Annotated in this window: 17 protein-coding genes and 1 tRNA gene; 7 read left to right on the forward strand and 11 right to left on the reverse strand. The window is 75.7% G+C overall.

All coding sequences use genetic code 11. The features are described 5' to 3' along the window. Window positions 1-146: 146 nt before the first annotated feature. Complete coding sequence (locus tag ACI795_RS04155; protein WP_457073954.1) at window positions 147-809, reverse strand: hypothetical protein; 663 nt, start codon at window positions 807-809, stop codon at window positions 147-149. 64 nt (window positions 810-873) lie between these two features. Further along, window positions 874-954, reverse strand: a tRNA-Leu gene (locus tag ACI795_RS04160). 64 nt (window positions 955-1,018) lie between these two features. On the opposite strand from ACI795_RS04160, the gene ACI795_RS04165 reads away from it, so the two are divergent. From ACI795_RS04165 to ACI795_RS04185, 5 genes are read left to right on the forward strand one after another with little or no spacing between them, the layout of a single operon-like run. Next, window positions 1,019-1,297, forward strand: coding sequence for a DUF3618 domain-containing protein (locus ACI795_RS04165; protein WP_457073955.1), 279 nt, complete (start codon window positions 1,019-1,021; stop codon window positions 1,295-1,297). Between the two features lie 49 nt (window positions 1,298-1,346). Then, window positions 1,347-1,841, forward strand: a complete 495-nt coding sequence (locus tag ACI795_RS04170) for a DUF427 domain-containing protein (RefSeq protein WP_457073956.1) — start codon at window positions 1,347-1,349, stop codon at window positions 1,839-1,841. Between the two features lie 37 nt (window positions 1,842-1,878). Next, window positions 1,879-2,172, forward strand: coding sequence for a metal-sensitive transcriptional regulator (locus tag ACI795_RS04175; protein WP_457073957.1), 294 nt, complete (start codon window positions 1,879-1,881; stop codon window positions 2,170-2,172). A gap of 32 nt (window positions 2,173-2,204) precedes the next feature. Next, window positions 2,205-2,414 carry a heavy-metal-associated domain-containing protein gene (locus ACI795_RS04180; protein ID WP_457073958.1) on the forward strand — a complete coding sequence of 70 codons (210 nt, stop codon included), beginning with the start codon at window positions 2,205-2,207 and terminating at the stop codon, window positions 2,412-2,414. After that, a complete protein-coding gene (locus tag ACI795_RS04185; protein ID WP_457073959.1) occupies window positions 2,411-4,663 on the forward strand; it encodes a heavy metal translocating P-type ATPase in 2,253 nt (750 codons plus the stop codon). Before ACI795_RS04180 ends, ACI795_RS04185 begins: the two co-directional genes overlap by 4 nt. Before the next feature lie 54 nt (window positions 4,664-4,717). Here the strand turns inward: ACI795_RS04185 and ACI795_RS04190 are convergent, their stop codons facing one another. Continuing rightward, window positions 4,718-5,338, reverse strand: a complete 621-nt coding sequence (locus ACI795_RS04190) for a TetR/AcrR family transcriptional regulator (protein ID WP_457073960.1) — start codon at window positions 5,336-5,338, stop codon at window positions 4,718-4,720. Window positions 5,339-5,491: 153 nt separating this feature from the next. Here ACI795_RS04190 and ACI795_RS04195 point away from each other — a divergent pair, with 153 nt between their 5' ends. Further along, on the forward strand, window positions 5,492-6,616 hold the full coding sequence (locus tag ACI795_RS04195; RefSeq protein ID WP_457073961.1) for an EAL domain-containing protein: 1,125 nt from the start codon (window positions 5,492-5,494) through the stop codon (window positions 6,614-6,616). On the opposite strand, the gene ACI795_RS04200 is transcribed toward ACI795_RS04195, so the two are convergent. Together ACI795_RS04200 and ACI795_RS04205 are read right to left on the reverse strand one after the other, a co-directional pair. Then, window positions 6,613-7,212 (reverse strand): histidine phosphatase family protein, encoded by a 600-nt coding sequence (locus tag ACI795_RS04200; protein ID WP_457073962.1) that lies wholly within the window; start codon window positions 7,210-7,212, stop codon window positions 6,613-6,615. The genes ACI795_RS04195 and ACI795_RS04200 overlap by 4 nt on opposite strands. Next, the gene (locus ACI795_RS04205) at window positions 7,205-8,458 is read right to left on the reverse strand and encodes an MFS transporter (RefSeq protein ID WP_457073963.1); all 1,254 of its coding nucleotides are present in this window, start codon (window positions 8,456-8,458) and stop codon (window positions 7,205-7,207) included. The genes ACI795_RS04200 and ACI795_RS04205 overlap by 8 nt, the downstream gene beginning before the upstream one ends. Before the next feature lie 168 nt (window positions 8,459-8,626). Here ACI795_RS04205 and ACI795_RS04210 point away from each other — a divergent pair, with 168 nt between their 5' ends. Then, on the forward strand, window positions 8,627-9,487 hold the full coding sequence (locus ACI795_RS04210) for an aldo/keto reductase (protein WP_457073964.1): 861 nt from the start codon (window positions 8,627-8,629) through the stop codon (window positions 9,485-9,487). 93 nt (window positions 9,488-9,580) lie between these two features. On the opposite strand, the gene ACI795_RS04215 is transcribed toward ACI795_RS04210, so the two are convergent. From ACI795_RS04215 to ACI795_RS04240, 6 genes are all read right to left on the reverse strand, one after another. Continuing rightward, window positions 9,581-10,660 carry an NAD-dependent epimerase/dehydratase family protein gene (locus tag ACI795_RS04215; protein ID WP_457073965.1) on the reverse strand — a complete coding sequence of 360 codons (1,080 nt, stop codon included), beginning with the start codon at window positions 10,658-10,660 and terminating at the stop codon, window positions 9,581-9,583. A gap of 9 nt (window positions 10,661-10,669) precedes the next feature. Beyond that, on the reverse strand, window positions 10,670-11,794 hold the full coding sequence (locus ACI795_RS04220; RefSeq protein ID WP_457073966.1) for a winged helix DNA-binding domain-containing protein: 1,125 nt from the start codon (window positions 11,792-11,794) through the stop codon (window positions 10,670-10,672). Window positions 11,795-11,823: 29 nt separating this feature from the next. Beyond that, window positions 11,824-13,188, reverse strand: coding sequence for an MFS transporter (locus ACI795_RS04225; protein ID WP_457073967.1), 1,365 nt, complete (start codon window positions 13,186-13,188; stop codon window positions 11,824-11,826). A gap of 31 nt (window positions 13,189-13,219) precedes the next feature. Beyond that, entirely contained in the window at window positions 13,220-14,521 is a 1,302-nt protein-coding gene (locus ACI795_RS04230; RefSeq protein WP_457073968.1) for a PP2C family protein-serine/threonine phosphatase, read from the reverse strand. A gap of 97 nt (window positions 14,522-14,618) precedes the next feature. Further along, the gene (locus ACI795_RS04235; protein WP_457073969.1) at window positions 14,619-15,452 is read right to left on the reverse strand and encodes an alpha/beta fold hydrolase; all 834 of its coding nucleotides are present in this window, start codon (window positions 15,450-15,452) and stop codon (window positions 14,619-14,621) included. A 30-nt stretch (window positions 15,453-15,482) separates the two neighbouring features. Further along, window positions 15,483-18,044, reverse strand: coding sequence for an EAL domain-containing protein (locus ACI795_RS04240; RefSeq protein WP_457073970.1), 2,562 nt, complete (start codon window positions 18,042-18,044; stop codon window positions 15,483-15,485). Between the last annotated feature and the right edge of the window lie 115 nt (window positions 18,045-18,159).

An 18,159-nucleotide genomic window follows, 5' to 3' on the forward strand; every position in this document is an offset into this window, starting at 1 on the left:
AGTGGCGTCGCGGACGGCGATCACCACGCGCAGTGACCCAGATCACCGTCGCAGCGCACAGCGTCGGGACCCGGCGGGTCGCTCGGGCACATCGTTTTCTCCCTGCGGAAGAGGCATCCGTACCGGGCCTCGTGCGCCCGGGTCGGTCAGCCGGCCGGTCGGTCGTCCGCGGGGTGGCGACGCTGCAGGAAGAAGGCGCCCAGCGCGCCGGCGAGGGTGGCGAACACGGCGACGGAGTACACCGCCAGCGCCACCTCGAGGAAGCGGGCGAACTCGTGCTCGGTGTCGAGCACCTGGCCGGTGACGGTGGCCAGTGCGGCGTCGTGCAGCGCGGGGCCGTAGGTGTCGTAGGCGCCCAGCACGTACAGCAGCTGGCTGCTGGCGAGGACGACGACGCCGGTGACGGCGGTCAGCCAGCCGATCCGGCCGGTGAGCAGCCGGCCGGCCGAGCGGGAGCCGCGCACCGCCGCGGACAGCACCCCGCCCACCCGGGCGGTGCGCAGCAGGGTGAGGGCCCGGGCGAAGCGCAGGAAGGGCAGCGCGAGAAAGAGCAGCTGCCACCAGTTGCGCAGCCAGAACCGCCGCTGGCTCTCCGCCCGGTACGCGCGGAAGGCGAACTCGGCGACGAACACCGCCCAGCACACCCAGCCCGCCACGGTCAGCGCCGTCACCAGCCAGGGCTCCCGGGCCAGCGACTGGCCCAGCACGATCAGCACGAACACCAGGCCGAGCACGCCCATCGGCCGGTCCAGGCGCTTGGCCAGCCCCTCGGCCTCGACGGCATCCTGCTCGGTCTGGTCGGCACGCATGGCCCGGGCCCTACCCAGCGGCCCGCCGAGCCGATCCGCCGATGGCCGGAGGTGTCCCGGTGCGTGCGGGAGGGGGGAGTCGAACCCCCACGCCCGAAGGCACCAGGACCTAAACCTGGCGTGGCTGCCGTTACACCACTCCCGCGTGCGGGTGAGTCTAGGAGGCGGCTGACCAGGCCCCTGCTGCGCGCATCTGGCAGGCTGTCGGCGTGCCGCGCAGCCCCGAGCAGATCCAGCAGGAGATCGACGCCGCCCGCGAGTCGCTGGGCGCCACCCTCGACGAACTGGCCTTCCGCACCAACCCGAAGCGCCTCAGTGAGGAGGCCAAGGCGAAGGTGCAGGAGTTCCTGGCCAGCCCGCCCGGCAAGGCGCTGATCGCCGCCGTCGGCCTGACCGTCACCCTCGTCGTGACCCGGAAGGTCGTCCGCCGCGTCCGGCACACCGACCGCCGGGTCGAGCCCGTGGTCACCTACCGCCGGGTGCGCTGACCCCGGGAGCGCCGCCCGGCCTCGGCCGGTGAGGCGCACACTCGGCGGCGTGCACCCACCGCCCCGTGACCCCGTCGGACCCGGCCAGGAGTCCGTCTGGGACTACCCCCGCCCGCCCTCGGCGCAGGTGAGCGACCGGCGCATCGAGGTGGTCCTCGGTGAGCGCGTCGTCGCCCGCACCGACCGCGCGGTGCGGGTCTGCGAGACCAGCCACCCGCCGGTCTGGTACGTGCCCCGCGACGCCGTCGCCGCCGAGCTCGAACGCGCCGCCGGCTCCTCCTGGTGCGAGTTCAAGGGGGTCGCCACCTACTGGGACGTCGTGGTCGACGGGGTCCGGCACCCCTCCGCCGGCTGGTCCTACGAGCAGCCCACCGCCGGGTACGAGCAGCTCCGCGGGGCGATCGCCTTCTACCCGAGCCGGGTCGACGGGGCGACCGTCGACGGCGAACCCGTGCGCGCCCAGGCCGGGGACTTCTACGGCGGCTGGATCACCGGCGAGGTGGTCGGCCCGTTCAAGGGCGAGCCCGGCACCCGCGGCTGGTGAGTTGATACCCGTACCCCCTGGGGGTACCTTGTGACCCGTGGCGGGCTACGACGGCAACAAGGACCAGGTGCTGGCGCGCCTCAAGCGCGTGGAGGGCCAGGTCCGCGGCATCGCCCGCATGGTCGAGGACGACACGTACTGCATCGACGTCCTGACCCAGGTCTCCGCCGCGACCAAGGCGCTGCAGGCGGTCGCCATCGGGCTGCTCGACGACCACCTGGCGCACTGCGTCCGGGAGGCCGTTGCCAGCAGCGCCGACGACGACGGCGCCGCTGCCGACGCCAAGATCGCCGAGGCCTCCGCGGCCATCGCCCGGCTCGTCCGTTCCTGAACCAGCTCCACCCCGACCGCAAGGAGAACCCCGTGCAGACCCTCGACTTCACCGTCACCGGCATGACCTGCCAGCACTGCGTCGCCTCGGTCACCGAGGAGGTCTCCGAGCTGGCCGGCGTCCGCGAGGTCGACGTCGACCTGGCCACCGGCCGGCTGCACGTCGTCGGCGACGACGTGACCCCCGAGCAGGTCCAGGCGGCCGTGGCCGAGGCGGGGAGCTACTCCGCCACCCCGGCATGACCGCCGGGCCGCAGGCGGCCCCCTCCGACGAGACCGCGCTGGACGAGGTCCGCCTCGACATCACCGGCATGACCTGCGCGAGCTGCGCCAACCGGATCGAGCGCAAGCTCAACAAGCTCGACGGTGTGCAGGCCAGCGTCAACTACGCCACCGAGGCCGCCACGGTCCGGTACGACCCGGCCCGGGTCGACACCGACCGGCTGCTGGACACCGTCTCGGCCGCCGGCTACTCCGCCGCGCTGCCGGCGCCCCCGGTGGTCGAGGACGCCGGGCCGGCGGCCGACGCCGTGCCCACCCGCGAGGACGCGCTGCGCCAGCGGCTGCTGGTCAGCGCCGCCCTCGCCCTGCCGGTGCTGCTGCTGTCGATGATCCCCGCGCTGCAGTTCGACAACTGGCAGTGGCTGGCGCTCACCCTGGCCAGCCCGGTCGCGGTGTGGGGTGCCTGGCCGTTCCACCGGGCCGCGGTGGTCAACGCCCGGCACGGCGCCAGCACCATGGACACCCTGGTCTCGATCGGCATCAGCGCGGCCTACCTGTGGTCGGTGTGGGCGCTCTTCCTCGGTGACGCCGGGATGCCCGGCATGCGCATGGAGTTCACCCTGCTGCCCGAGCAGGGCGCCGGCACGCACGAGCTGTACCTCGAGGTCGCGGCTGCGGTCACCGTGTTCCTGCTGGCCGGCCGGTATGCCGAGGCCCGCGCCAAGCGCCGCTCGGGCGCCGCGCTGCACGCGCTGCTGGAGCTCGGCGCCAAGGACGCCGCGGTGGTCCGCGACGGCCGCGAGGTCCGGGTGCCGACCGCCCAGCTCGTCGTCGGCGACCGGTTCGTCGTCCGGCCCGGGGAGAAGATCGCCACCGACGGCGTCGTCGTCAGCGGCAGCTCGGCGGTGGACCTGTCGATGCTGACCGGGGAGAGCGTGCCGGTGGAGGTCGCCGAGGGCGACCGGGTCACCGGCGCGACGGTGAACGTCGGCGGCCGGCTGGTCGTCGAGGCCACCCGGGTGGGTGCCGAGACGACCCTGGCCCAGCTGGGCCGGCTGGTCACCCAGGCGCAGAGCGGCAAGGCCGCCGTGCAGCGGCTGGCCGACCGGGTCTCGGCGGTGTTCGTCCCGGTGGTGCTGGTCATCGCGCTGGCCACGCTGGTCACCTGGCTGCTGGTCACCGGCGATGCCACGGCCGCGTTCACCGCCGCCGTCGCGGTGCTGGTCATCGCGTGCCCGTGCGCCCTGGGCCTGGCCACCCCCACCGCGCTGCTGGTGGGCACCGGCCGGGGTGCCCAGCTCGGCGTGCTCATCAAGGGCCCGGAGGTGCTGGAGAGCACCCGCGTCGTGGACACCGTGGTGCTGGACAAGACCGGCACGGTCACCACCGCCGCGATGAGCGTGGTGGAGGTGGCCGGCCACCCGGACACGCTGCGGCTGGCCGCCGCGGTGGAGGCCGGCTCGGAGCACCCGATCGCCCGCGCCGTCGTCGCCGCCGCCGAGGCCCCGCTCCCGGCGGTCACCGGCTTCGCCAACCGGCCGGGCCAGGGGGTCACCGGCACCGTCGAGGGCCACGACGTCGTCATCGGCGCCGGCGGCACCCCGCTGCCGGCCGAGCTGGCCGCCGTCGTCGACGCGGCGGTGGCCGCCGGGCGCACCGCCGTCCCGGTGGGCTGGGACGGCGAGGTACGTGGCGTGGTCGTGGTCGCCGACACCGTCAAGCCCAGCAGCGCCGCGGCGATCGCCGAGCTGCGCGAGCTGGGGCTCTCCCCGGTGATGGTCACCGGCGACAACCCCGGCGCGGCCGCCGCGGTCGCCCGGGCGGTGGGGCTGGACCCCGAGCGTGGTGAGGTCGTCGCCGGCGTGCTGCCGGCCGGCAAGGTCGACGTCGTCCGGGACCTGCAGGCCCGCGGGCGGGTCGTCGCGATGGTCGGCGACGGCGTCAACGACGCCCCGGCGCTGGCCCAGGCCGATCTGGGCCTGGCCATGGGCTCGGGCACCGACGTGGCGATCGAGGCCAGCGACCTCACCCTGGTGCGCGCCGACCTCACCGCCGCCGTCGACGCGATCCGGCTCTCCCGCCGCACCCTCGCCGTGATCAAGGGGAACCTGTTCTGGGCGTTCGCCTACAACGTCGCCCTGGTGCCACTGGCCGCGCTCGGCTTCCTCAACCCGGTGCTGGCCGGGCTGGCGATGGCGGCGTCGTCGGTGCTGGTGGTCACCAACAGCCTGCGGCTGCGCCGGTTCCGCTCCACCGCGCCGGCGGCCTGAGCTGCACGCGACGAGGGCCCGGCCGGTGCTTCCGGCCGGGCCCCGGTCGGGACGTCAGACCTGCGTGCGGCAGTTGACGAGCGGGAGCACGACCTCGGCCAGCACCTCGTCGGCGAACTCGGCGGAGACGGGCTCGCCGCTGAACAGCCAGCGCTGCAGGATCGGGGCGCTCGCGGTGGCGGCCAGCGCCGATCCCAGGGTGTCGGCGGGGACCTCCCCGCGGGCCTCCGCCCGGGACCATGCGGCGGTGAAGATCTCCCGCCACAGGCCCATCGGGCCGTTCTGGAACGCCTCCCGCAGTTCCGGCTCGTGCGGCAGCGCGGACATCAGCGACAGCGTCGCCGCGCCGACCGGCCCGTTCAAGGCGCTGACCAGCCCGTGCAGCAGGACCCGCAGGTCGCCCTCGAGGCTGCCGGTGTCCGGGGTGTCCATCGGCGCCTGGCTCAGCTCGGCGACCGCGTCGGCCACCAGGGCGGACTTGGTCCGCCAGCGCCGGTAGATCGTCGCCTTGCCGACGCCGGCAGCGGAGGCGACCGCGTCCATCGTCAGGCCGGAGTAACCCGAGTCGGCCAGTACCTGCAGGATCGCCGCGCGGATCGCCCCGTCGCGGGAAGGGTCCCGGGGGCGGCCGCCACGGCCGGGCCGGTCGCCGTCGGCCGGGGTCAGGTCAGGCACGCCTCACACCCTAGCCCCGATGATCTTCGTCAAGATCGTCGATCTCCTGTGACCTGGGCCGCAGTGCTCGGCTGCCCACCATGTGTTTGCGCGCGCCTACTCGGTGTCACGCTCCGGGTCGGTCATTCTGCTGCCGTGAACGGGGGAGGTGACGTGGTGCGACCGTCGTGGGCGACCCCGCAGCGGGCTCGCCGCCTGCTGCTGGCCAGCACGCTGGACCACGTGCTGCCCAGCGTGGCCCGGGTGGCCAACGCCATGGGCCTCACCGTGGGGACGGCGCCCGGGCTGCTCGACGTCGTCGACCACCAGGGCGGACGTCGGATCGACCGGCTGCTGGAGCGGCTCGCCCGCGAGCTGACCGCCGCCGAGACCGAGTCGGTCCGGGTCACCACCGACCCGCCCGCCGACGGCGTCTCGCTGGCCACCCGGCTGCTCACCGCGCCCACGCTCGCCGTCGAGCTGGCCCGCCGCGGGATCACCGTGGAGATGTCCCTGCTCACCGACGCCGAACTGTGGCCGGTCTACCAGCCGATCATGTCGCTGACCTCCGGCGGCATGGTCGGGCACGAGGCGCTGCTGCACGGCCGGGTGGACGGCCGGGAGGTCGGTGGCGGCGACCTGTTCTTCCTCGCCGAGCGCGCCGGCTGGCTGCCGCGGCTGGACCGTCTGGCCCGGGAGGCCGCGATCGCCGGTGCCGCGCACTGGCTGGGCGGCGCCGACCTGTACGTGAACTCGAACCCGGCGGCGGTCCACCGGCCCTCGGTCTGCCTGGCCGGCACCGAGCGCGCCGTGCACGAGGCCGGCATCGACCCCCGGCAGCTGGTCTTCGAGGTGGTCGCCTCCCACGCGGTCACCGACCGGGAGCACCTGCTCTCCGTGCTCGACCACCACCGCTCGCTGGGGTGGCGGGTCGCCCTCGACGACGTCGGCGTGGGCTGGTCGAGCCTGGAGCTGGTCTCCGTCGTCCGCCCGGACGTGGTCAAGCTGAGCAAGGCGCTGGTCTGCCGGCTGGGCGAGCCCGGGCCCAACGCGATCGCCCGCGCGCTGTGCGAGCTGGCCCACCTGCAGGGCGGCGTCGTCGTCGCCGAGGGCGTGGAGCACGAGCGGATGGCCGACCAGGCCCGCGCCGTCGGCGCCGACCTCGGCCAGGGCTGGCTCTTCGGGCGCCCGGTGCGCCCGGAGCCGGAGAGCGAACCCGAGCTCATGAAGGACCCCCCTGCCCCCCGACACTCGCACGCTCGCGTCGGGACCCTGCAGGGGGGCCGGCAGACCGTTTAGGGGCAGCCGGTGTTCCAGCCGGTCAGCGCGGGCCAGTCGTGGTCGTGGCCGAGGATGCCGTAGCGGCCGGTCGCCAGCGGGAACAGCGCCCCCTTGTCGGGCCCGAACCCCAGCCAGCGGGCGGTCAGCACCCGCAGCACGTGCCCGTGCGCGACGAGGGCGACATCGCCGCCGTCCAGCAGCGGCCGTGCCCGCTCGAGCACCCGGTCGACCCGCTCCGCCACCTGGTCCAGCGTCTCCCCGGGGGTGTCACCGGGCTCGGTGCCGTCGTGCCACAGCGACCAGGAGCGCCCGACGCGCTCGCTGATCTCGGGGGTGGTCAGCCCCTCCCAGCGGCCGTAGTCGACCTCCACGAGGTCGGGCTCGAGCACCGTCTCGATGCCGCCGTCGAACAGCCCGGCCAGCTCCGCGGTGCGCCGCGCCCGGGCCAGCGGGCTGACGAAGGCGTGCGTGATGGTCCGGCCCCCCAGCACCGAGTGCAGCCGCCGCCCGTCGTCCTCACCGTCGGGCAGCAGCGGCAGGTCGGTCAGCCCGGTGTGCTGCCCGCTCCGGCTCCACTCGGTCGCCCCGTGCCGGACGACGACGATCTCACCCACGCTGGACCTCCTCCGCCGGGACCTGGCCCGGCTCTCTCCGACCGGACGACGCCCGGCCACCCACCGACAGGGTCCCGGCGACGGTCATCACGATCACCGACCCCAGGATGACCAGCAACGGCGCGGTCCAACCCCCGGTGGCATCGTGCACCGCCCCGATCACCAGCGGACCGGTCGCCGCGACCACGTAGCCGCAGCCCTGCACCATCGCCGACAGCTGCCTGCTCTCGGTCGGGCCCTGGGACCGCCGGACGATCGCGATGAACACCACGGTGATCCCGCCGCCCTGCGCGACGCCGGCCAGCGAGCACCACAGCGGCCACAGCGACGAGGCGGCGAGCATGCCCAGCGGCAGCGTGGCCCACAGCGCCGTCACCGCCAGCAGCACCGCCCACGGGCGCTGCCACCAGGCGACCAGCGCCGGGATCGCGAAGGCGCCGAGGACGGCGAGGACCTGGAACAGCGACGACCCCACCCCGGCCGCCGACCGGGAGAGGCCCTGCTCGTCGGCCAGCAGCGTCGCCAGCCAGGCCGTCGTCCCGTAGAAGGCGAAGGACTGCCCGGCGAAGGTGACGGTGAGCCCCCAGGCGACCGGCCGGCGCCACACCGACGCGCCGGGCACCGGCGCCGGGGGAGGGGGCGCGGCGGTGCCGGACGCCGCGGCGCGGGCCACGTGCCGGCGCAGCGCGGCGGTCCACACGGTGGCGGCCACCACCGTCATCAGTCCCCACGAGGCCAGCGCCAGCTGCCAGCCCAGCACCGCGGCCAGCGGGGCGGTCAGCGCGGAGGTGAACGTGGAGCCGAGGTTCATCGTCGCGGTGTAGGCGGCGGTGACCACGTTCGTGGCGCGGGGGAAGTCCCGGCCGATCACCACCGGGACGACGATGTTGCCCACGGTGATGCCCAGCCCGATCACCACCGTGCCGGCGATCGCGGCCTCCTCGGTGCCCAGCGAGCGCAGCAGCGTCCCGGCCAGCACTCCGGCCATCGACACGACGACGGCGCGGTGCACCCCGGTGCGGGCGATCAGCAGCGAGGCGAACGGTGCGGCGAGCCCGAAGCAGAGCACCGGGATGCTGGTCAGCAGGCCGATCGTGCCGGCGCCGACGCCCAGGTCACGGCGGATCAGCTCGACGACCGGGGCGACCGCCACCAGCGGGCCGCGCATGTTCAGCGCGACCAGCAGCACCCCGACCAGCAGCAGGACCGGCAACGCCGCCGTCCCCACGCCCCGTGTTCGTTGCACCGGTCCACTCAACTCCACCTGGTCGCCGTACCGTGCGCCGGGGGCCGGTGCTGTGCGGCCGGACACACTCCGTGACCACGGGAAGGTGCTGGGGCACTACTCGCTTGTGCGCAACGAGACCCCGGTGACAGAGCCCGGGGCCCGCACCCGGCTTCCAGGAGGACCCGCATGACCAGCGCCACCAGCCCCACCCTCACCTTCGACCTCGGTGGGGACCTCACCGTCCACCGCCTCGGCTACGGCGCCATGCAGCTGACCGGCGACGGCGTCTGGGGCGAGCCGGCCGACCGGGCCAACGCCGTCCGCGTCGTGCAGGCCGCCGTCGAGCAGGGCGTCGACTTCATCGACACCGCCGACTCCTACGGTCCCGTGGTCAGCGAGCAGATCATCGCCGACGCGCTGCACCCCTACGCCGACGGCCTGGTCGTGGCCACCAAGGCCGGCCTGACCCGCACCGGCCCGGGCGAGTGGACCCCCGTCGGCCGCCCGGCCTACCTCAAGCAGCAGGTCGAGCTCTCGCTGCGCAACCTCAAGGTCGACCGGATCGACCTGATCCAGCTGCACCGCATCGACCCCGAGGTGCCGCTGGCCGACCAGCTCGGCGCCTTCGCCGAGCTCAAGGAGCAGGGCAAGGTCCGGCACATCGGCGTCTCCGAGGTCTCCGTCGAGGAGCTGAAGGCGGCGCGCGAGATCACCGAGATCGTCAGCGTGCAGAACCTCTACAACCTGACCAACCGGCAGAGCCAGGACGTGCTCGACTACGCCACCGCCGAGGGCATCGCCTTCATCCCGTGGTTCCCCATCGCCACCGGTGACCTGGCCAAGCCCGACAGCCCGGTGGCCGCGGTCGCCAAGGAGCTGGACGCCACCCCGTCGCAGGTCGCGCTGGCCTGGCTGCTGGCCAAGTCGCCGGTCATCCTGCCGATCCCGGGCACCAAGTCGCTGGACCACCTGGCCGAGAACCTCGGCGCCGCCCAGCTGACCCTCTCCGCCGACGAGATCGCCCGCCTGGACGCCCTCGCCGGCTGACGTGCCGCGCAGTGATCAGGTGACCTGATCCGACCCTGTCCCCCCGCATGAGCACCGGTGCGGGGGGACAGTCGTCGGGGCGGGCACGTCGCCTCAGGCGGGCGTGTGCTCGGGGCCGGTGCCCGGGTGCAGCAGCGGGCCGGTGTGCCCCTGCCCGGTGCCCAGCGCGGCGACGAACTCCCGCAGCAGGTCCCCACCGTTGTGCCTCGCCCGCCAGCCCAGCTGCGTGCGGGCCCTCGTGGTGTCCAGCGGCGGCACCCCGATGCCCATGTCCAGCCAGCCGGGCTCGATCTGCAGCACGCGCGCGGTGAACGCCGCCTGCATCCCGGCGCGCAGCACCGCCGCCGGCACCGGCACCCGGCGGGTGCCCAGCGCCCGGGCCAGGCCGTCGGCGTCGAGGTTCGGGGGAGCCGCCACGTTGAACGCCCCCGGCGCCCGGCGGTCCAGCACCCGCGCGATCAGGTCGGCGACGTCGTCGGCGTGCACGAAGCCCAGGTGCAGCGACCCGGGCAGCGGCAGCGGCAGCAGCTTGGCCACCGGCCCCGGCACCGCTCGCGCGGCGGGGAAGAGCAGCGGCCCGAGGAAGTAGCGCCCGATCTCGCTGGCCGCGTCCGGCTGCAGCACCAGCGTCGGCCGGATCGGCGAGACCGTCGCCTCCGGGTGCGCGGCGTCGAAGTCACGCAGCAGCCCCTCGACGGCCGACTTCATCCGGCTGTACTGGGAGGACGGGATGCCGGTGGTCGGCCAGTCCTCGTCGACCGGGTGCACCTGCGGGCCGGCGGCGTAGGTGCCGATCGAGGACAGCGCCACCACGTGCGCCACCCCGGCCCGGCCGGCCGCGTCCAGCACCCGGCGGGTGCCCTCGACGTTCACCCGGTGCAACAGGTCCGGCTCGCGGTCGGGGACCAGCGCCCACGCCGAGTGGACGACGGCGTCGGCGCCGGCCAGGAACTCGTCGAGCACCGGCTCGCTGGCGGCCTCACCGAGGTCGGCGGTGTACCAGCGCACCCCGGCGTAGGGCTCGGTCTCCGGCGGCCGGCGGCGGGCCAGCCCGCGCACCTCCGCGACCCCGGCGTCGGCCAGGGTGCGCAGCAGCGCCGTCCCGACGTTGCCGGAGGCGCCGGTGACCGCCACGGTCATGCCCGACAGGTGTCCGCTGGGGAGCTCAGCCATGCCCGCGGCCTACCCGCCCTGCCCCGGGTCCACCCCTCGGTCCGCGACGTCGACCGCGCCGAGCAGCAGGCCCCGGCAGGCGGCCAGCCGCTCCGCCTCCTCGGCCAGCTGCTGCCTCACCGGACGGGGGAGCGCCTGCCAGGGCTGCACCTGCACGGTGAGCCGGCGCCCCGAGCTGCGCGGCCGCCAGATGCCGGCCACCTCGCCGTCGACCAGGACGGCGCCCGGGCGGCCCAGCACCGGCCACAGCTCCTTGGCCCGCGCCGGGTCGGGCACCAGCAGGGCCCGGTCGCGCAGCTGCAGGTACGGGTCGAACGGCCCGAGCAGCCGGACCACCGGCGTCGTGCCCTCGGCCGCCGAGGGCAGGTCCGCGGGGAGCAGCCAGCGGCGCTCGCCGTCGACGGTCACCTCGACGGCGTCGGCCGGCCACCGGGCCCGGACGTCGGCCACCGGGGCGTCCAGGTGCGCGGCGACGTGCTGCGGGGTGGCCGGGCCGTACAGCCGGAGGTGCCCGCGGACGACGTCCAGCCGCTCGGGCACCTCGGCGGCGCGGGCCAGCCCGGGCACCGGCCGCAGCACCGGCGGTGACGTGCCCGGCGTCAGCTCCAGGCCGGCGGGCAGCGCGGCCAGCCGGAAGGGCTGCTCGTGGAGGTGGGTGGCCTGGCACGGGCGGCACCAGCGCAGGTACGGCTCGGGCAGCAGCTCGGCGAGCCGGCCGGAGAGCTCGCCCTTGACGATCGGTTCGGTGACGAGCGTGCGCATCGCGTCGGCGACGGTGTCCAGCGCGGTGAGCACCGGGATGCCCGCGGCGCGCAGCGGCTTCGCCGCGTCGAACACCCGTTTGGCCGCGTCGGCCTCGGAGAAGGGGGCGGTCGCGGCGAGGACGCCGGGCAGGTCGGCGCGGCGGTAGAGGTGCGGCGCGCCGCGCAGCGTCCAGGCCAGCACCAGGCCCGGGAGCTCGGGGGGCACCTCGACGCCGCGGACGGCCAACGCCCACCGGGCCGCCTCGGGGCCGGTGTCCTGCACGCCCTGGTCGAGCACCGCCGTGTCCTCGATCGTCCCCGCGGGCCGGTCCAGCTGGTGGGCCCGCACCCGGTGGCCGAGCACCTGGGCCCGGGTCAACGCCGTCGGCATGGCGGCACCCTAGGACCGGGCACCGACGTTCAGGGGGTGAACGCGTCGTCCAGGGCGTCCCCGCGCCGCTCGGGCAGCGCCCAGGCCGATGCCGCGGCGAGCACGAACGCGAGGGCGAACACCCCGAACACCAGCCCGGTGCCACCGCCGTCCAGCAGCAGGGGCACCGCCAGCGGGGCCAGGATGGAGGCGATCCGGCCGAAGCCGGCCGCCGCACCGGCGCCGGTGGCGCGCAGCGCGGTGGGGTAGACCTCCGGGGTGAGCGCGTAGAGCGCGCCCCACGCGCCGAGGTTGAAGAACGACAGCACCATGCCGCTGGCCAGGACCGCGGAGTCCCCGCCGGCGACGGCGAACAGCCCCGCCCCCAGGGCAGAGCCCAGCAGGAACACCCCGAGGGTCGGACGGCGGCCCCAGCGCTCGACCAGCCAGGCCGCCACCGCGTACCCGGGCAGCTGGGCCAGCGTGATCAGCAGCGTGTAGCCGAAGGACTTCACCAGCGAGAACCCCGAGGCGTACAGCAGCGTCGGCAGCCAGGTGAAGGCGCCGTAGTAGGCGAAGTTGATGCAGAACCAGACCCCCCACAGCGCGGCGGTACGCCGGCGGGAGGCCGGCGCCCACAGCTCCCGCGGCCGCGGCCGCGCCGCCGGTGGCGCCGCCGCCGGGCTGGGCACCGGCTCCACCCCGGCGGCCCGCTCGAACCGGCGCACGGCGGCCTCGGCCTCCTCGGTGCGGCCGCGCAGCTCCAGGAAGCGCACCGACTCGGGCAGGCCGCGGCGGACGACGACGGCGTAGAGCGCGGGCACCGCCCCCAGCGCGAGCGCCCAGCGCCAGCCGGCGTCGCTGCGGGGCACCACGAAGTAGCCGATCAGCGCGGCCAGCACCCAGCCGACCGCCCAGAACGCCTCCAGGGCCACCACCACCCGGCCGCGGACCCGGGCGGGGGCGTACTCGCTGACCAGGGTCGAGGCCACCGGCAGCTCGGCGCCCAGCCCCAGCCCGATGAGGAAGCGGAACACCAGCAGCGCGCCGACCGACCAGGCCAGCGCTGCGGCTCCGGTGGCCAGCCCGAAGACCAGCAGGGTCAGCGCGAACACCTGCCGGCGGCCGATCCGGTCGGCCAGCAGGCCGCCGAGGGTGGCGCCCAGCGCCATCCCGACGAAGCCGATCGAGGCGATCCAGGACAGCTCGGTGGGGGTCAGCGACCACTGGACGGCGAGCGCGGTCATCACGAACGAGATGAGCCCGACGTCCATCGCGTCCAGCGCCCAGCCGATGCCGCTGCCGACCACCAGCCGGCCGTGCTCCCGGGTCAGCGGCAGCCGGTCCAGCCGCTGCGACCGGGTCAGCGCTGCGGGCGGGGAGGACGGCTGGGCGGCGGTCGGCTCGGCGCTCATCGACGCCGCCTACCCGGCCGGGGGCCCCGTCTCACGCCTGGTCGCCGGCGAGCGGGCCGGGCAGCCGGTTCGGGCCGGCCTCGGCGGGCCGGGGGCGGTCCTCGGGGTGGGGCCGCACGGCCAGCAGCGCGACGTCGTCCGCGGCCGAACCGGGCACCAGCCGCGCCAGCAGGGTGTCGCACAGCTCCTCCAGCGGGGTGCGCCCGAGGTCGCGCAGCGCGTCCTGCAGGGCGGCCAGCCCGGCGTCGAGGTCGGAACCGGGGCGCTCCACCAGCCCGTCGGTGAACAGCAGCAGGGTGTTCCCGTCGAACAGGTCCAGGGTGTGGTCGTGCCGCGGCGCGTCCGCGGTCACCCCCAGCATGAGGTCCGGCCGGGTGGCCAGGAGCCGGGAGCTGCCGTCGGGGGCGAGCAGCACCGGCGGCAGGTGGCCGGCGCTGCTCCACCGCAGCCGCCGGCCGCCGGTGCCGGTGCCGTCCAGCCGGCGCTCGACCCGGGCCAGCAGCGCGGTGGCCAGGGTGTCGACCGCCAGCCCGGCGGCCGCACGCTCGGTGCGGGTCAGCGTGGCCGACAGCGGCTCGTCGTTGTCGAACGCCAGCGCGCGCAGCAACCCGCGCAGCTGCCCCATCGCGGCCGCGGCGTCGCTGTCGTGGCCGACGACGTCGCCGATCACCAGCACGGTCGCGCCGTCGGGCTGCAGGAACGCGTCGTACCAGTCACCGCCGACCTGGGCGCCGGAGGCGGCGGGCAGGTAGCGCACCACCAGGTGCAGGTGGTCCGGCTGCGGCGGCGGGGTGAGCAGCGCCTGCTGGAGCCGGTCGGAGAGCGCCCGGTCCTCCGCGGCGCGGCGGGCGGCCTCCCGCAGCCGTGCCGCCTCGGCCTCGGCCGCCCGTCGTTCGGTGAGGTCGCGGAAGGAGACGACGACGCCGGTCACCCGCCCGTCCTGCACGGTGGGCACCGCGACCAGGTCGACCGGGACGGCGGTCCCGTCGCGGTGCCAGAAGACCTCGTCGGCGGCGTGCACCGGCTCCCCGGTGCGCAGTGCCCGCCACACCCCGCACTCCTCGACCGGCAGCGGCGTGCCGTCGGGGCGCCGGGAGTGGATCAGCGCGTGCTGGTCGCGGCCCAGCTGGACCGCCTCGGGATGGCCGGTGATCCGCACGGCGGCGGGGTTGACGAACTCGACCCGGCCGTCGGCGTCCAGGCCGTAGATGCCGTCGGCGGTGTTGTCCAGGACCTTGCGGGACAGCTCCAGCGCGCGGGACAGCTCCGCCTCCACGGCTCGCAGCCGTACCAGGTCCGCCTGGTGCTCGGCGAGGGTCCGCTGGTGCGGCATGGGGCGGTGGTCTCCTGCTCTGGAGGTGCGGCGGGTGGCGGCCGGGCGGGCACCAGCCTGCACCAGGTCACCGGGTGCCCAGGCGGCGGGCGCGGGCTCAGCCGTGCGTGCGCACGTGGGCGGTGACCAGCTCCCCGACCCGGTCGGCGGCGAGCTCGGGCAGCCAGTGGTCGGCGTCCTCGAGCACCTCCAGCGCGTACGGGGCGCTGACGAACTCCCGGGTGGCCTCGGTGGCGGCCCGGCCGAGGAACGCGTCGTGCGCTCCCCAGACGTGCAGCGTGGGCACCCGCACCCGGCCCACCGGGTCGCTCCCGGCCAGCGGCAGCGCCCGGTACCAGTTGAGCGCGGCGGTCAGCGCGCCCGGCTCCCGCATCCGGTCGACGTAGCGGTCGACCAGCTGCTCGGGCAGCCCGCCCTGGCGCAGCATCCGGCGCAGCACGGCGCCGCCGCCGGCCAGCAGCACCGCCTCCGGGGCGAGGGGCAGCTGGAAGAGACCGATGTAGGCCGAGCGCAGCGCCTGGTCGCTGTGCCCCAGCGCCTGGGTCATCGCGGCCGGGTGCGGCACCGCCAGCGAGGTGAGCGTGCGCACCCGCCACGGGTGCCAGGCGGCCAGCGCCCAGCCGACGACGCCGCCCCAGTCGTGCCCGACGACGTGCGCGCTCTCCAGCCCGGCGGCCTGCAGCAGCGCCAGGACGTCGTCGGCCGCCTCGCGGAGGCGGTAGGCCGCGCGGCCGGTGGGCCGGGCGCCCGGGGAGTAGCCGCGCTGGTCGGGCGCGAGGGTGCGCAGTCCCGCGGAGTGCAGGGCGGGGCTCAGCCGGTCGAAGGCGGTGGAGTCCTGCGGGAAGCCGTGCAGCAGCACGACCGGCTCCCCGTCGGCCGGGCCGGTGTCCCGGACGTCGAAGACGAGGTCACCACGGCGGAAGGAGTCCATGCCCCCGTCCCTTCCCCGGTGACCGCCCGCTCACTCGGGCAGGACGTGGGAGAACACCGACGTCGGTGTCCCGTCCCGGTCCCGCACCACGGAGACCCGCACCAGCGCCGGCACCGTGGCGCCGTCGGCGTGCACGAACGCCGTGGACAGCTCGGTCACCCCGATGAACTCGGTGAACAGCCCGTCGACGGCGGTGCGGTCCTCCGCCGGCGTCAGGTCCTGCACACGGCTGTCCCGGAGCTGCTCGGTGGTGGTGCCCAGCAGCGCGGCGAAGGCCTTGTTCACCCGCAGCAGCTGCCCGTCCATCCGGGTCAGCGTCATGCCGATCGGGGCGTCGTCGAAGGCGTGCCGGAACATCGCCTCGCTGGCGGCCAGTGCCCGCCGCGCCTCGACGGTGGCGGTCACGTCCCGGGAGACCGACAGCACCTCGCGCACCCGGCCGTCGTCGTCGCGCAGCTGCCGGGTGGCGCTCTCCAGCCAGCGCAGGCTGCCGTCGCGGTGCACGTACCGGTGCACGGCCGTGCCGTCGAGCACGCGCGCGGCCAGCTCCGGGTCGGCGATCAGCCGGGCCAGGTCCTCGGGGTGCAGCAGGTCGCCGATCGACCGCCCCACCAGCTCCTGCGGCAGCCAGCCCAGGATCGGGCCGCTGCTGGCCGAGGCGTAGCTGATCCGGAGGTCGGGGGTGGTCACCAGCACCAGCTCGTCGTTGCCCCCCAGCGGCAGCACCGCGCTGCCCCCGGCCTCGGCCGGCGGACCGCTGACGGCGCGGCGGGCCAGCCGGGCGGCCAGCGCCCGGGAGGCCGGCTCCGGCTTGCCGAACAGCCAGCCCTGCGCCGCGTCACAGCCCATCGCGATCAGCTGCCGGGCCTGCTCGTCGGACTCCACGCCCTCGGCCAGCACCCGGCGGCCCAGGCTGTGCGCCGCCTCGACGACCAGCCGGACCAGCACCGCGTCGGCGGTGTCGCTGGCCACCCGCTCGATGAAGGACCGGTCGATCTTCACCAGGTCCAGCGGCAGCGCCCGCAGCAGGCTCAGCGCCGAGTGCCCGGCACCGAAGTCGTCCAGCGCCAGCCGCACGCCGAGGTCGCGGATCTGGGTGAGCCGGGCCGCGGTGGCCTCCAGGTCGGTGATCGCGGCCGTCTCGGTGATCTCCAGGCACAGCCGCTCCGGGGCCAGGCCGCTGTCGGTGAGCGCTCCCACGACGTCGTCCAGGAAGTCCCGCTGGGCCAATTGCACGGCGGAGACGTTGACCGCGACCGTGGCGGCGACGCCGGCGGGACCGGTCGGCCAGCCGGCGGCCTCCCGGCAGGCGGTCTGCAGCACCCAGCGGCCCAGGTCGACGATCAGCCCGGTCTGCTCGGCCAGCGGGATGAACCGGTCGGGCGGGACGACGCCGAGCTCCACGTCGTCCCAGCGGGCCAGCGCCTCGACCCCGGTCACCTGCCCGCCCGGGAGGGCGACCACCGGCTGGTAGTGCAGCGCGAGGCCACCGGTCTCGATGGCGTGCCGCAGCCGGCGCTCCATCGCGTGCCGCGCGCGGACGACGTCGGTGGCCTCGGCATCGGCCAGCAGCTCGCTGCCGAAGTGCGCGACCCGGCCGCGGCCCAGGGACTTGGCGCGGTACATCGCCAGGTCGGCCTGGTGCAGCAGGTCGTCCAGGGACACCGGCAGCCGGCCGTCGGCGCGGGACACCCCGACGCTGGCGCCCAGGCTCACCAGGTGCTCGGCCGGCCCGTCGGCGCCCAGTGCGCTGACCACGAACGGCGCCGCCGCGGCGAGCACGATCCGCTCGGCCAGCGCGCTGCTCTGCTCGCCGGTCATGGCCGCGCCGGTGACGACGGCGAACTCGTCCCCGGAGAGCCGGACCACCAGGTCCTCGGCGCGGGCCACGCTGCGCAGCCGGCGGGCGAACTCGACGAGCACCTGGTCGCCGGCGCTGTGCCCGAGGTGGTCGTTGACGTCCTTGAAGCGGTCCAGGTCGATGTAGCAGAGCACGCCGGAGCTGCCGGTCTGCCGGAGCCGCTCGAGCAGCGAGATCCGGTTGGGCAGCCCGGTCAGCGGGTCGTGCAGCGCCTGCCAGGCGTACTGCTGGGCGAGGTGCTCGAACAGCGCGGTCACCGGCACGACGAGCAGCCGGCCGCCCGGCCCGGTCACCACGACGGCGTCCAGCAGCGCGTCGCCGGCGGCGCGCCGCTCGACCACCGCCGCGGCCGCCTGCGGCACCGGGGCGTCGGCCGGGAAGCAGAGCGTCTCCGGGACCCCGAGGTCGGGCAGCTCGCGGCGGGCGTGCACCAGCCGGCCGTAGCCGAGCCGGCCGGTCATCGCCACCTCGAACCAGGAGCGGCTGACCAGCACCGGCGCCTCCGGCCGGTCGGTGACCACCCAGCGCAGCGCGGCGTCCCGGCGGAAGAGGGCGTCCAGGGCGGCCAGCGGCACTCGTGGCGGCACCAGCCGGGCCGGCACCGCCAGGTCGCCCAGCACGGTGACCGCGGGGACCTCGTTCCCCGGGCCGGCGGGTGCCGGGGGAGCGGCGGCCGCGACGGGCGCCGGTGGAGCAGGCAGGGCGGCGCCCACCGTCCTGGTGCTGGTCATCGACCGTCGTCCTCCCCGGACCGCCGTCCGGCGATCGTCGGGAGGAATGATGATCATGATCGGGGGTGTGGGGCGATGCCCTCTCACCCGTCCGGGTCGGCGGCCCGGAGGGCCT

This window comes from Modestobacter sp. SYSU DS0290 (genome assembly GCF_054050955.1).